This window comes from Rhizobium leguminosarum bv. viciae USDA 2370, from assembly GCF_002008365.1.
Taxonomy (GTDB): domain Bacteria; phylum Pseudomonadota; class Alphaproteobacteria; order Rhizobiales; family Rhizobiaceae; genus Rhizobium; species Rhizobium leguminosarum.
In genome coordinates this window covers 447,971-460,151 of record NZ_MRDL01000036.1, presented here as the reverse complement: position 1 = coordinate 460,151, position 12,181 = coordinate 447,971, and the positions used below count along the sequence as shown (strand labels likewise).

At 61.4% G+C, this 12,181-nt stretch carries 15 protein-coding genes and 1 pseudogene; 7 read left to right on the top strand and 9 right to left on the bottom strand.

What is annotated here, in order from left to right; genetic code table 11:
• Positions 1–151: 151 nt before the first annotated feature.
• Complete coding sequence (locus BS629_RS17140; RefSeq protein WP_018243015.1) at positions 152–1,294, top strand: PQQ-dependent sugar dehydrogenase; 1,143 nt, start codon at positions 152–154, stop codon at positions 1,292–1,294.
• A 4-nt stretch (positions 1,295–1,298) separates the two neighbouring features.
• On the opposite strand, the gene BS629_RS17135 is transcribed toward BS629_RS17140, so the two are convergent.
• Entirely contained in the window at positions 1,299–1,769 is a 471-nt protein-coding gene (locus BS629_RS17135; protein ID WP_026188478.1) for a hypothetical protein, read from the bottom strand.
• Between the two features lie 100 nt (positions 1,770–1,869).
• Here BS629_RS17135 and BS629_RS17130 point away from each other — a divergent pair, with 100 nt between their 5' ends.
• From BS629_RS17130 to BS629_RS17120, 3 genes are all read left to right on the top strand, one after another.
• Positions 1,870–2,760, top strand: a complete 891-nt coding sequence (locus BS629_RS17130) for a DMT family transporter (RefSeq protein ID WP_018517488.1) — start codon at positions 1,870–1,872, stop codon at positions 2,758–2,760.
• A gap of 487 nt (positions 2,761–3,247) precedes the next feature.
• Positions 3,248–3,463 (top strand): cold-shock protein, encoded by a 216-nt coding sequence (locus BS629_RS17125; protein ID WP_003561293.1) that lies wholly within the window; start codon positions 3,248–3,250, stop codon positions 3,461–3,463.
• A 141-nt stretch (positions 3,464–3,604) separates the two neighbouring features.
• Positions 3,605–4,060: a BA14K family protein gene (locus BS629_RS17120; RefSeq protein ID WP_018243018.1), complete on the top strand. Its 456-nt coding sequence runs from the start codon at positions 3,605–3,607 to the stop codon at positions 4,058–4,060.
• 60 nt (positions 4,061–4,120) lie between these two features.
• On the opposite strand, the gene BS629_RS17115 is transcribed toward BS629_RS17120, so the two are convergent.
• Positions 4,121–4,987, bottom strand: coding sequence for an oxidoreductase (locus BS629_RS17115; RefSeq protein ID WP_018243019.1), 867 nt, complete (start codon positions 4,985–4,987; stop codon positions 4,121–4,123).
• 34 nt (positions 4,988–5,021) lie between these two features.
• Here BS629_RS17115 and BS629_RS17110 point away from each other — a divergent pair, with 34 nt between their 5' ends.
• Positions 5,022–5,480: a winged helix-turn-helix transcriptional regulator gene (locus tag BS629_RS17110; protein WP_018243020.1), complete on the top strand. Its 459-nt coding sequence runs from the start codon at positions 5,022–5,024 to the stop codon at positions 5,478–5,480.
• A 101-nt stretch (positions 5,481–5,581) separates the two neighbouring features.
• Here the strand turns inward: BS629_RS17110 and BS629_RS17105 are convergent, their stop codons facing one another.
• From BS629_RS17105 to BS629_RS17095, 3 genes are read right to left on the bottom strand one after another with little or no spacing between them, the layout of a single operon-like run.
• The gene (locus BS629_RS17105; protein WP_018243021.1) at positions 5,582–6,958 is read right to left on the bottom strand and encodes an ATP-binding protein; all 1,377 of its coding nucleotides are present in this window, start codon (positions 6,956–6,958) and stop codon (positions 5,582–5,584) included.
• A gap of 24 nt (positions 6,959–6,982) precedes the next feature.
• Entirely contained in the window at positions 6,983–7,684 is a 702-nt protein-coding gene (locus tag BS629_RS17100; RefSeq protein ID WP_003581129.1) for a response regulator, read from the bottom strand.
• The gene (locus BS629_RS17095; protein WP_018243022.1) at positions 7,685–8,176 is read right to left on the bottom strand and encodes a MarR family winged helix-turn-helix transcriptional regulator; all 492 of its coding nucleotides are present in this window, start codon (positions 8,174–8,176) and stop codon (positions 7,685–7,687) included. It lies immediately after the preceding gene.
• 327 nt (positions 8,177–8,503) lie between these two features.
• Between BS629_RS17095 and BS629_RS17090 the strand changes: the two are divergent.
• Positions 8,504–8,707, top strand: a pseudogene (locus tag BS629_RS17090) (branched-chain amino acid aminotransferase); the annotation flags it as partial.
• 149 nt (positions 8,708–8,856) lie between these two features.
• Here BS629_RS17090 and BS629_RS17085 read toward each other — a convergent pair.
• Entirely contained in the window at positions 8,857–9,126 is a 270-nt protein-coding gene (locus BS629_RS17085; RefSeq protein ID WP_003541697.1) for a hypothetical protein, read from the bottom strand.
• Between the two features lie 182 nt (positions 9,127–9,308).
• On the bottom strand, positions 9,309–9,926 hold the full coding sequence (locus tag BS629_RS17080; RefSeq protein WP_026188479.1) for a DUF1236 domain-containing protein: 618 nt from the start codon (positions 9,924–9,926) through the stop codon (positions 9,309–9,311).
• A gap of 288 nt (positions 9,927–10,214) precedes the next feature.
• On the opposite strand from BS629_RS17080, the gene BS629_RS17075 reads away from it, so the two are divergent.
• Positions 10,215–10,910 carry an MBL fold metallo-hydrolase gene (locus BS629_RS17075; RefSeq protein WP_018243025.1) on the top strand — a complete coding sequence of 232 codons (696 nt, stop codon included), beginning with the start codon at positions 10,215–10,217 and terminating at the stop codon, positions 10,908–10,910.
• 90 nt (positions 10,911–11,000) lie between these two features.
• Here the strand turns inward: BS629_RS17075 and BS629_RS17070 are convergent, their stop codons facing one another.
• Positions 11,001–11,342 (bottom strand): tRNA-binding protein, encoded by a 342-nt coding sequence (locus BS629_RS17070; RefSeq protein ID WP_018243026.1) that lies wholly within the window; start codon positions 11,340–11,342, stop codon positions 11,001–11,003.
• Positions 11,343–11,352: 10 nt separating this feature from the next.
• Complete coding sequence (gene proC, locus BS629_RS17065; protein WP_018243027.1) at positions 11,353–12,180, bottom strand: pyrroline-5-carboxylate reductase; 828 nt, start codon at positions 12,178–12,180, stop codon at positions 11,353–11,355.
• Position 12,181: the final 1 nt, after the last annotated feature.

Here is a 12,181-nt window from a genome sequence, read left to right as displayed (position 1 = left end):
GGACGCGCAAAGGACGCTCTACCTCTTTTGAATCTGCGCGACGGGATCGGTTCAACCGGTAAACACAAAGCCGTTATTGCAGGTCGAATGAGGGTTGAAGCCCTCCCCTGCCCGCTCCACGTTCAGCCTGGAGAGACGACGGGGAAGCACGATGAAGAGAATGTCCGCCTTCCATTTTGCCGCAGCGCTGGTCCTGTTCGGCACCGTATCGGCGGATGCAGCTGATACTGTCAACACGCAGGATCTCGCGGTGCGGGTCGACAAGCTCGCCGACGGCCTCCAACATCCCTGGGCGGTCGAGGTCATGCCCGACGGCGCCTATCTCGTCACCGAGCGGCCGGGCCGCATGCGCATCGTCCGCGACGGCAAGCTCTCCGACCCGATCGGCGGCGTGCCTAAGGTCAGCGCCCGTGGCCAGGGTGGCCTGATGGACGTGGCGCTCGCACCGGACTTTGCGACGAGCCGCAAGCTCTATTTCACCGCCGCCATCGCCAACAGCCGGGGCTCCGGCACCGAAGCCTTCAGCGCCACGCTTTCAAATGACGAAAGGACGCTTCACGCCGTGACGCCTGTTTTCACCATGCAGCGCTTCACGTCAGGCAATATCCAGTACGGCTCGCGCATCGCGATTGCCCGTGACGGCTCGCTGTTCATCAGCGTCGGCGACCGCGGCGACCGCGACCGCTCGCAAGACTGGCAGGACGATGCCGGCTCGATCATCCACATCAATGCCGACGGCAGCATCCCTGCCGACAATCCGTTCAAAGACGGCGCCAAGGCGCTGCCGGAAATCTGGTCGAAAGGTCACCGCAACCCGCAGGGCATCACCTTCGACGCCAAGGATGGCAAGCTCTATACCGTCGAGCACGGCGCGCGCGGCGGCGACGAGATCAACCAGCCCGAGGCCGGCAAGAATTACGGCTGGCCTGTTATCACCTATGGCCGCGATTATTCGGGCGCAGAGATCGGTGAAGGCACGGCCAAGGAAGGGCTGGAACAGCCGCTGCATTATTGGGATCCTTCGATCGCACCCGGCGCGCTCGTCGTCTATCGCGGCGCCATGTTCCCGGAATGGGACGGCAATTTCATCGTCGCGGCGCTGAAGTTCCAGCTGCTCTCGCGGATGCAGCGCGACGACGGCGGCGCCTTCGTCACCGAAGAGCGTCTGTTCGAGGGCGAATACGGCCGCATCCGCGACGTCGTCGTCGCACCCGACGGCGCCCTGCTGATGGTGACGGACGAGGACAACGGCGCGCTGCTCAGGATCTCCAGAGCGCAGGCCCGCAACGGCTGAGACGTCACAACGCGCCGCGCAATTCTTTGCGGATGACGAATTTCAACCCGGACCAGATTTCGTCGACGGCGCAGACCTTGATGTCGACGAGGCCCATCGGAAGCAGAACCTCCCGCAGCACGTCCTCGGTGATATCAGTCGGCACCCTCGAGCTCTTCTTCGGCCATGATATCCAGACCATCCCGTCCGGCCTCAGGACACGGAAAAGCGCGGGCGCAATGGCGTCCAGCGCCGCACGTTCTGTCGTAAACAGATGCACATAGTCGAATACGCGTCCGGGCGTCTCCGGAAGTGCCCGAACGACCGAAGCAAAACCGTCGAAACCATTGATGTCGCCGATCGTTTCGGGAATGCCGAGAAGAGCGGCTGACTGCCCCTGTGCAAGGCCGAGTTTCCTGACGAGCGGCGTGCCGGAATAGCCGACCACCCTGGGCGCGGCCACGTCGCCGGCCGGCTTCCGTTCTTCGCCTCGCATGCCTTCACCTCCGTCAACCGGCACGAAGTCTTCACCCTTGCCGAAAGGAAACGCAACTGCTAACCGCTTGCGCACATCTCCCTTCCCCATCGAGGACGACATGACGCGCGTTCAGGCGAACCTCCTCCTATTGCTTGCAGCCGGCATTTGGGGCGGCGGCTTCGTCGCGCAGTCGACGGCGATGAAGGCGATCGGCCCTTTCTGGTTCATCGGCCTGCGTTTTGCCGTCGCCACGCTGGCCGTGCTGCCCTTCGTCCTTTTCGAAGCGCGCAAGGCAAAGGAGAAGACCAGCGCACGCCATGCGAAGCTCTATATCCTGATCGGCCTTGCCCTTTTCGGCGGCGCGGCCACACAACAGGTCGGCCTGCATACGACGACGGTGACGAATTCCAGCTTCATCACCGGCCTCTATGTGGTCTTCGTGCCGCTGATCGCCGTGTTCTTCCTGCGCCGTGCCCCGCATTGGGTCATCTGGCCGGGCGCGCTGATGGCGGTCACCGGCATCTATCTTCTGTCCGGCGGCCATCTCTCGGCACTGACCCCAGGCGATCTGCTGACCGTCGTCTGCGCCGTCTTCTGGGCGATCCAGATCACCCTTGCCGGCACGACCGTTTCGGAGACCGGAAGGCCGCTCGCGCTCTCCGCGGTGCAATTCGCCGTCACCGCAGTCTGTGCGCTGGCCGTTGCCGCAGCTGTCGAACCGGTCAGCCTTTCGGCGATACGGGCCGCGGCGCCGGAGATCCTTTATGTCGGTATCTTCTCCTCGGGCGTGGCTTTCGTCCTGCAGGTGATCGGCCAGCGCTACACGACGCCCTCGCAGGCCGCGATCTTCCTTTCTTCCGAAGCACTCTTTGGCGCCTCACTCGCTGCCCTGCTGCTCGGCGAGACGATGCCGGTAACAGGCTATGCAGGTTGCGCGCTAATGTTTATCGCTATGCTTGTAGTCGAACTCGTGCCGGGACTGACCCGCCGGCGCTTGCCAGCCGCGTGAACACGCGTCCAAATATGGGTGAGTCACGCATCGGAAAAAAAATTCATTTGCCGCGAGAGACGCGTTCACGTTGCATTTTTGGGAAAATCTGCTCGGAACTTATATTGCAGACGATATAAAACGTTAATCATTCCCTATCAGCGAAGGAAATTTTGCGTTTTTTCGCAAATTGGATGTCGGCAGGGGTGTGCCCGGAACGACACGTTAAAAAACTTTTGCTTGCCAAAATCCTTTAAACGCAGCACTCTCAGCGCGTTCGGGCATTTTGCGAGCATGGGAAGTCCTTAAGTATTTGCGCGCCGGGAACGCTAATATTCCGGTCAGCCGGTTCCGAAAATGGCGGGCGAAAGTCCTGCCTGGAACAGGCCGAGGTAGAGGGGACCTTTTTCTCACATTTCAAGAATTGCCTGCCAACACCTCCCCGCAAGGAGGCAATGCTATGATGCTGCCCGTGTGGATGGCGGGCAGAGAGAAAAGGACCTGAGGCATGGCAGAGACTGGCACTGTAAAATTCTTCAATACCGACAAAGGCTTCGGCTTCATCAAGCCGGACCGGGGCGGCGCCGATATCTTCGTTCACATTTCTGCCGTTCAGGCCTCCGGCCTGGCCGGTCTGACGGAAAACCAGAAGGTAAGCTTCGACACGGAGCCGGATCGCCGCGGCAAGGGCCCGAAAGCCGTCAATCTGCAGATTGCGGGCTGAACCCTTAACAAGGCTGGCGAGTTCGAGTTGAAGCCCGGCAGCAATGCCGGGTTTTGTCGTTCAGCCTTCGTTCAGCTACAAATCTGTACTTCTCTCATCATCGAGAAAGGGGCCGGCGTTCGGTTCCCGGGATTAGGATTTATGCTTATGAACAGGCTCGCCAAGACCATTCTGATGACGGCAACCGCTGCCGCACTCACGCTTTCCGCCATCGGTGAAGCGTCGGCCCGCGACCGCCACTGGCGCCACGGCAATCACGGCAACAACGATGCGTGGGTCGGCGGCGCCGTCGGCCTTGCCACCGGCCTGATCGTCGGTTCGGCCATCGCAAACGCCAATAACGGTCCGGTCTACGAAGAACGCCGCTACATCGACCCGGCCTACGAGCCGGATTATTACGAGCCCGCCCCGGTCTATCGCGCGCCCCGCCGCGTCTATGTCGATCAGCCGCAATATTACGCGCCGGTCCGCACGGCGGTGGAGCCCTGGTCGCCGCAATGGGAGCGTTACTGCTCTTACCGCTACCGCTCCTTCGATCCGCGCAGCGGCACCTATGTCGGCAATGACGGCCGCAGCCACTTCTGCACCGCCGGCTGAATCGTCGAATATCCCTGATGCAAAGCGCCGCTTTTCAGCGGCGCTTTTGTTTTGCCTGCGTCAGCCGGTCTTCTTTTCCCAGGGCATGGGCTCGGCCTCAGCATCAAAATCGGTCGAGACACTCACGGTGCGCCACATCCGATCGGCTTCGATACGCGCGGCATCCGCCTTTTCGACATTGCGTACCGCATCGCTGCCAAGCAGCAGCCGGAACGGCGGCTCGTCGAGACCGGCGATGTGGATGACCACTGCCGCCGCTCTGGCAGGATCGCCGGGCTGGCGACCATCGTACTCACGCTGGAAACGCACCGTAGCGCCGACCGTGTCCGCATAGTCCCGCCGCCCTTCGGCAAGCACCGTCGAGGAGCCGGCGAAATCGGTCCTGAAGCCGCCGGGCTCGATCACCGTCACCCTGATGCCGAACGGCGCGACCTCCTTCGACAGCACCTCGGAAAAGCCCTCGACACCGAATTTTGCCGCCGAATAGGCGCCGCGCCCGGCAGGTCCGATCCGGCCGCCGACCGATGAGAACTGGATGATGTGCCCCGCCCCCTGCCCGCGCATCAGGGCGATGACCGCCTTGGTCATGATGATGGTGCCGAAGAGGTTGGTCTCGATCTGGGCGCGGAAATCGGCAAGACTGGTATCCTCGATCGAGCCGACATTGCCGTAGCCGGCATTGTTGACGAGCACGTCGATGCGCCCGAACCTCTTCACACCAGCCTCGACTGCTGCCGCTGCCGCCACCTCGTCGGTCACGTCAAGCGCCAGCGTCAGGACCTGATCGCCATACCGCTCGGAAAGATCGGCAAGCTGGCCGGGATCGCGCGCAGTTGCCACCAAATTGTCGCCGGAGGCCAAAACCGCCTCGGCCAGCGCCCGGCCAAGACCGCGCGAACTCCCTGTTATCAACCAGACTCTGAACATCGGAAACCCTCCTGCTTTGGTTCCCGGCTCATGTATGGTCTATTGTATCCAATCGAAAGAAGGTACCCGGACGATCTATACACACCTTGAGGTAACTGACTTGACCAGTGACATCTTCGATTTCTGCAGCAGTATGACGGACGAACAGGATGGGCGGGCCCGTGAACTGATCGAGCGGGCGGCGGCGAAATGGCCGCTGCGCATCCTGCACGTACTCTCCGATGCCGGCGCACCCCTGCGCTTCTCACGCCTTATGGAGAGGGTCGAGGGCATCAGCCAGAAAGTGCTGACGCAGACGCTGCGCACCCTCGAAAGAGATGGCCTCATCATCCGCACGCTCTATCCCGAAGTGCCGCCGCGCGTCGAATATGAGTTGACGCCGCTCGGACGCGACCTCCTCATGCAAGTCGTCACGCTCTGGCGCTGGATCGTCGAACACCTGGATGATTTCGATGCGCGCAAAGCCGTGAAGCTGACGGCCGCCGGCGTCTAAAGCGCGTCGCAATCTTTCAGATTCGCTCCGTACGCTTTGGGTCTCTATTTTTCCGCATGTCGTTATCGCAAAACCGCTGCACATTTTTGTGCGACATGCCTTCAAGCCGGAATGCGGATCGTTGCCCTCAGTCCGCCGAGCGGGCTATCGCTGAGCGTGACATTGCCGCCGTGGCTGCGGGCGATGTCGCGGGCGATCGCAAGGCCGAGGCCGGTGCCCGACGCATCCAGGTTGCGCGCCGTATCCAGCCGGAAGAATGGCTTGAACACGTCCTCGCGGTTCTTCTCAGGAATGCCCGGCCCATCATCGTCGAAGACGACGGTCAGCCATTTGGCGTTGTGCTTGGCTTCGATGTCGAGCCTATTGGCATAACGCCGCGCATTCGAGGCCAGGTTGGTGACGAGCCGCATGAAAGCGTTCGGCCTGACGGATATGTCGTCATCGCCTTCGATGGAATAGCTGAATTTTTTGCCGTGCAGGGCGAAATCGGATTCCAGCTTCGCGAAGATCTCACTGAGTTTCAGCTCGCCGACATCCTCTTCGACCTCGCCGCGTGCAAAGGCCATGTAGGCCTCCAGCATGGTTTGCATGTCGTTGACGTCATCGTTCAGCCCATGCAGGTCGGGATTGTCGCCAGCCAGCGCCAGTTGCAGCTTGAAGCGGGTGAGGATGGTGCGCAGGTCATGGCTGACGCCGGAGAGCATCGCGGTGCGCTGTTCGATCTGCCGTTCGATTCGCTCCCGCATCAGAATGAAGGCAAGACCGGCGCGCCTGACCTCGTCGGCGCCGCGCGGATAGAAATTATCGGGCTTCTGCCCCTTACCGAAGCTTTCGGCCGCGCGCGCCAAGGTCAGGATCGGTCGGATCTGCCCGCGCAGGAAGAGGATCGAGATGCCGATCAGCACCAGCGAGGTGCCAACCATCCAAACGATGAAGATATGGGTGTTCGACGCATAGGTCTGACTGCGTTTGGTTAGCACCCGCAGGATCTTGTTGTCGAGTTTGATGCGGATCTCGACGAGGTTTGAATTGCCGACCGTGTCGATCCAGAAAGGCCGGTGGATCTCGTCGGTGATCTCGTCGCTGAGGATGCCATCGAGAATCGAGAAGAAAGGCTTGACGCGCGGCGGCGGCAAATCGCCGTCCGGCTCGATCGAGATCTGCAGGCTGAGCTGGTCGCGGGCGATGCGGATGATCTCGCTATAGTCCGAGTTCTGCGGATAGGTCTCGATGATTTCGATGATGGCGGCGATGTCACGGGTGACGGCAAGCGACAGCCGCTCCGTCACCATTTGCCAGTGGCGCTCCATGAACACGGCGGCGACGACGGATTGCAAGAGCACCATCGGAATGATGATGATCAGCAGCGAGCGCGCGTAAAGTCCGGTCGGCAGCCGGCGGCGCAGCCACCGGACGATCCAGCGCCAGCCCGGCGCAGAAGTGCGGTCTTCCCGCCGCAAGCTGTCGATCGTCACCATCAGCGCCGGTCCCGAACCTTGAGTTTAGTCGATGCTCAGCCTGTATCCGATGCCGCGCACGGTCTGCAGCCAGACGGGATTGGCGGGATCATCCTCGATCTTACGCCGCAGCCGGTTGATCTGCACGTCGATCGTCCGCTCGCCGACTTCGGTATCGTTGCCGATCAGTTCATGGCGGGGGATCGTGTCGCCGGCGCGCCGTGCAAAGAGCAGCATGATCTCCTGCTCGCGGTCGGTGAGCCGGATCACCTCGCTGGCTTTCTTCAGCTCCTTGCGGGTCAGCGAGAAGGTGTAGGGGCCGAACATCACTTGTTCGATCTTCGGTCCCTCGCCGCCGGCGTTGCGGCGCAGGATGTTGTTGATGCGCAGCACCAGTTCGCGCGGGTCGAAGGGCTTGGAAAGATAGTCGTCGGCGCCCGCCTCGAGGCCTTCAATGCGGTTGCCCGATTCTGCCAGCGCCGTCAGCATGATGATCGGGACGTTCTTGATGGCGCGAAGCCCGCGGGTGACGTCGATGCCGGATTCGCCCGGCATCATCACATCCATGATGATCAGGTCGAAATCGAGACCCGCAAGCTTGCGCTGCGCCTCGGCGCCGTCGGCGGCGACGGTGACGCGGAAGCCGTTCTCGGCGAGATAACGATTGAGCAGCGCGCGGATACGGGAGTCGTCATCGACCACCAGCAAATGCGCCGCATCGTCGGAAATACCTGTCTTGACCGCCATTCAATCCGCCCTCTGTCTGTCCCGCATGCCGCTGAGGAAAGCTTTTACGCCCTCCCGCACCTCCGCAGAAGCCCCTTCGAATGCCCGCTCAATGCGGCGCGATTGCGGCTCGGCAAGGGCAAGCGCCAGCTCTCGTCCCGATTGTGTCGGATAAAGCTTGCGCTGCCGCCGGTCCTCGGGACCTGCCACCTGGCGAATATAGCCTGAATCGATCAGCTGTTTCAGCACCCTTGCGAGGCTCTGCTTGGTGATCTTCAAGGTATCGAGAAGATCAGCCACCGTCATGCCGGGATTGCGGTTGACGAAATGCACGACGCGATGGTGCGCCCGGCCGAAGCCGCTCTTTTCGAGGATGGCATCCGGATCGGAAACGAAGTCGCGATAGGCGAAGAAGAACAGCTCGATGATCTCGAAATCGATGATATCAGTATCTTCCATCGGCGTGCCCAGCGGCTCTGGCTTGCCTGCTTTCGGGCCGGTCTGTCGTGACACTCGGCATTCCTTTCTCGTTCCGCGCGCTGCGGGAAACTTTCGCGAAGATATGTCAGCTTTATTGACATAAATTTGGCTGTTAGCTTCCGCGAACTCTGCGGGAGGCCCGCACGGTCTCCTCATTTCCCTGGCACTTCCTGGAAACTAAGGCCCGTCTGGCACTCCGACGCAACACGCGATTTCCCCTTGCGTCTGTGGATAAGACGTAATGGGGACAACAATCAACAGGCATGGCGCGTGAAGCGCCGGAGGAGTTAGGGATGCGCCGGTCGCTTCGGCGACCTGGCCGCGATAATCGAGCACCATAGCATCGGCGTGGCCTAGGCTGCAAAACGCCGCAGCATCGAGGTAATCGAACGCGCGATCCTGCCGGAGGAACTCCCCGGCTTTAGCGAGTGCTTCCTCACCGGTTCGGCTGCGGAAGTGACCCCGGTTTCCGAAACCGGCCCGTACCGCTTCACGCCGTCGACGATCTCCGAAATGAACGATTACATGAAGGAAGTCTATCCGGCGGTGATCGCCGCCGAATAAGACCCTCAGGAAATCGGCCGGCTACTGCATAATTCCTTAAATCGAAATCGATTTAAGGATAAAATTATGCAGCAATTTAAAGTGCTACAGCGTTCTTTGCGCGTCTCAAAAGACGCGCGGCGCTGGAGATAAACGCCTGCCGGGCCTTTTTACCTGTGCGCCCGTGCCATGACCAGTCCGGCGAGCGTCGAGAGAATGCCGCCGCCGATCAGGCCGCCGATGCCGTCGGCGATCAGGCCGGTCATAGCCGCTTCCCCACCGACCATGCTGAGCAGCATACCGCCGGCAACGCCGCCGATCGCACCTGCGATCGTACGGGCGACGACGTTGATCGCCTGCTGCTTCAAAGCGGCGCTCGCGGCGTTGCCGCCGATTGCACCGGCAATCAATTGTGTGATGAGCGGAAGTAGGGCTTCCATGATTTCCTCCTCTGGCGATCTCCCCGATCGCCCTGCTACGCCGATCTTTGGCGTATTAGTATTTTATCATATTTCGGAGGAAAGCGTTAAGAAAAATCAACCGATGCGGGATTAAGGCAGGGAGAAGCGCCCCGGAACGAGGCGGTCCGACGTCCGCCTCGCCTCAGTTTCTGTCGATCACGTCATTGATAGACGTAGACGATCCGGCGCGTACCGGGATCGACCAGCACCGGCCGATCGTTGATCCTCGTATAGCGGTACTCGTAGTCCGGAATCGTCTGGAAGGTAACGTCTGCAGGCACTTCCGCGCCGACGACGACATCGCCGCCAAGCTGCACCGTCTCACCCGGATTGGTGTCGATGTAGGTGCGGACCGTCTCCGGCGGGGTGATAGTCTCGACCGACCCGACGGGGCCGAGCAACTCGTCGCCCGGCGCCGGCTGTGGCTCGGCCGGAACGACACTCGCGGTCGACTCGTAGGTCACGCTGGGAACGCCGATCTCGGTGCGGTGCTGCTCGACGATGACTGAGCTGCCGCCGTGATCGACCTGCAGATAATCGGCATAGACCCAGCCGCGCATGCCGTTGACGTCGACACGGCACCAGCGGCTGCCTTCGATGCAGCCGTCGAGGACTGCGGTGGAGCCGCGGGTGGCAAGACCGACCGAGGGATATTGTGGGCCGGGGCCAGCACGGACGTTGAGATCGTTGACCGTCGTCGCCATCATCTCCGCCTGCGCAAGACCGGCGCTAGCCATCAGCACCGCGCCTGCCAGCAGAATGTTTCTCTTCAAGGTCATGTGAGCGTCTCCTTGGTTTCGATGGGCTGACAACGCACGGGGTTCCACGATGTTCCCCTGTGCTCCGCCGAGCGAAACACTACCTGCGGGAGATTTCATGCAAATATTTGGAAGAATTGAGAGAAAAACGATTTTATCACCCTGCGACGATGGCAAAGAGGGGCATAAATTCTTGTTGCAGTCCGTCTTTTTACCGTGAGGCACACCGCCCATGGCACAAGATTCCGGCTGTCCTTGCCGCGGTTTCGGATTATACCCAAAGCAGCAGAGACACCAAGCGAGGCACTTATGGACATGCTCCAGGCCGGCATCATTCCGGTGACACCCTTCCAGCAAAACTGCACGATCTTCTTCGATCCCGATACCAAGGAAGGCGTCGTCGTCGATCCCGGCGGCGACGTGCCGCTCATCCTGCAGGCGATCGCCCAGAACGGTCTGACCATCAAGGAAATCTGGCTGACACACGGTCATCTCGACCATGCCGGCGGCGCCGGTGAACTGAAGGAAACTCTCGGCATCGACGTGGTTGGCCCGCATCAGGACGACCTGCCACTGCTGCAGCGGATCGAGACCCAGGCCGCGAAATACGGCATATCAGGATTGCGTAACGTCGTGCCCGACCGCTGGCTGAAAGACGGCGACAAGATCTCTTTCGGCGCCCATGAATTCGAGGTCTATCACACGCCCGGCCATGCCCCCGGCCACGTCATCTATTTCAACCGTGCGCAGAATTTCGCCCATCTCGGCGATGTCCTCTTCAACGGCTCGATCGGCCGCACCGACCTGCCGGGCGGCGATCATCAGCAGCTTCTCGATTCGATCCGCGACAAGGTGTTGCCGCTGGGCGACGATGTCGGCTTCATCTGCGGCCACGGCCCGGGCAGCCGCATCGGCGACGAGCGGCGCAGCAATCCGTTTCTGCGGGAGATCAGACCTCGGGGAGTATCCGATGGCGGCACATCAGGCGAAGCCCCGAACATCTAATGCATGTCGCCCAAAAGCGGGCAGCGGTTTTGGGATAACGACTTGCATAAATCCGATTCGACGCGACGCGCTTTAAGTGTGAGCTTGAGCTCACATCATCTTTCGGCCGTTCGGGACCGGCTGTTCGACGGCAGCAAGCACGATCGCGCCGTTCTCGTCCTCGAATCCCAGCGTCAGCACTTCCGAGCGGAATGGCCCGATCTGGCGCGGCGGAAAGTTGACGACGCCGAGCACCTGCCGGCCCAGCAGGCTTTCCGGCGTATAATGCACAGTGATCTGCGCTGAGGATTTTTTGGTGCCGATATCAGGGCCGAAATCGATCACCAGCTTGATCGCCGGCTTGCGCGCTTCCGGAAAGGGACTGGCCTCGATGATCGTGCCGACGCGAATGTCGACACGCTCGAAATCGGCGTAGGTGATCTCATCGGCCATATGGTCTCCGTCAGCCGGCCAGTTCCTCGGCCCGCTTGCGCGCCGCCGCGAGTGCTGCGTCGAACAAGGGCTGCATGCCGTCTTCGGCCATCAGTACGGCCAGCGCCGCCGCCGTCGTGCCACCGGGAGAGGTTACATTCTCCCGCAGCCGCGAAGCGTCGTCGGGGGACTGGTGCATGAGTTCACCAGCCCCCGCGACTGTTTCCCGCGCAAGACGCATGGCGAGGTCCGCCTGCAGACCGAGTTTACGGCCTGCCTCCGCCATACATTCGACGAGATAGAATACATAAGCCGGGCCGCTGCCCGAAAGCGCCGTCACGGCATCGATATCGGCTTCCGCGGGCACCCATTCGACTGGGCCCGAGACGCGCAGAAGGGAATGGACGCGTTCGCGCTGCCGATCGCTGACCCTTGAATTGGCAAAGGCGCCGGTGACGCCACGCCCGACCATGGCCGGCGTGTTCGGCATGGCCCGCACCATGGCGGCCTTGCCGAGATGTTTCTCGAGGAAACCGAGCGTCTTGCCGGCCGCGACCGAGACGACGACCGTGTCAGGCCCGACGGCGCTCTTCACCGCCGGCAGCACCGTCTCCATCACCTGCGGCTTGACCGCCAGGAACAGCACGCTTGCCTTCAAATCCGTGGGAAGCGCGGTCAGATGGGTGGCGCCAGCCTCGTTGATCGTCGCCAGCATCGCCGGCGACGGACCGGGATCGACGACAATGACGGCCGAGCCCGGAACGCCGCTCTTCAGCCAGCCGGAGAGCATCGCCCCGCCCATATTTCCGGCGCCGATCAGTACGACGGGATGTGTCGAGGAGAAAGCCTTCGTCGGCATC

Bases quoted from the DNA above. Each gene is read 5' to 3' on its own strand.
- BS629_RS17140 (WP_018243015.1), top strand. From the start codon at position 152: ATGAAGAGAATGTCCGCCTTCCATTTTGCCGCAGCGCTGGTCCTGTTC.
- BS629_RS17135 (WP_026188478.1), bottom strand. From the start codon at position 1,769: ATGCGAGGCGAAGAACGGAAGCCGGCCGGCGACGTGGCCGCGCCCAGG.
- BS629_RS17130 (WP_018517488.1), top strand. From the start codon at position 1,870: ATGACGCGCGTTCAGGCGAACCTCCTCCTATTGCTTGCAGCCGGCATT.
- BS629_RS17125 (WP_003561293.1), top strand. From the start codon at position 3,248: ATGGCAGAGACTGGCACTGTAAAATTCTTCAATACCGACAAAGGCTTC.
- BS629_RS17120 (WP_018243018.1), top strand. From the start codon at position 3,605: ATGCTTATGAACAGGCTCGCCAAGACCATTCTGATGACGGCAACCGCT.
- BS629_RS17115 (WP_018243019.1), bottom strand. From the start codon at position 4,987: ATGTTCAGAGTCTGGTTGATAACAGGGAGTTCGCGCGGTCTTGGCCGG.
- BS629_RS17110 (WP_018243020.1), top strand. From the start codon at position 5,022: ATGGTCTATTGTATCCAATCGAAAGAAGGTACCCGGACGATCTATACA.
- BS629_RS17105 (WP_018243021.1), bottom strand. From the start codon at position 6,958: ATGGTGACGATCGACAGCTTGCGGCGGGAAGACCGCACTTCTGCGCCG.
- BS629_RS17100 (WP_003581129.1), bottom strand. From the start codon at position 7,684: ATGGCGGTCAAGACAGGTATTTCCGACGATGCGGCGCATTTGCTGGTG.
- BS629_RS17085 (WP_003541697.1), bottom strand. From the start codon at position 9,126: ATGGAAGCCCTACTTCCGCTCATCACACAATTGATTGCCGGTGCAATC.
- BS629_RS17080 (WP_026188479.1), bottom strand. From the start codon at position 9,926: ATGACCTTGAAGAGAAACATTCTGCTGGCAGGCGCGGTGCTGATGGCT.
- BS629_RS17075 (WP_018243025.1), top strand. From the start codon at position 10,215: ATGGACATGCTCCAGGCCGGCATCATTCCGGTGACACCCTTCCAGCAA.
- BS629_RS17070 (WP_018243026.1), bottom strand. From the start codon at position 11,342: ATGGCCGATGAGATCACCTACGCCGATTTCGAGCGTGTCGACATTCGC.
- proC (WP_018243027.1), bottom strand. From the start codon at position 12,180: ATGCCGACGAAGGCTTTCTCCTCGACACATCCCGTCGTACTGATCGGC.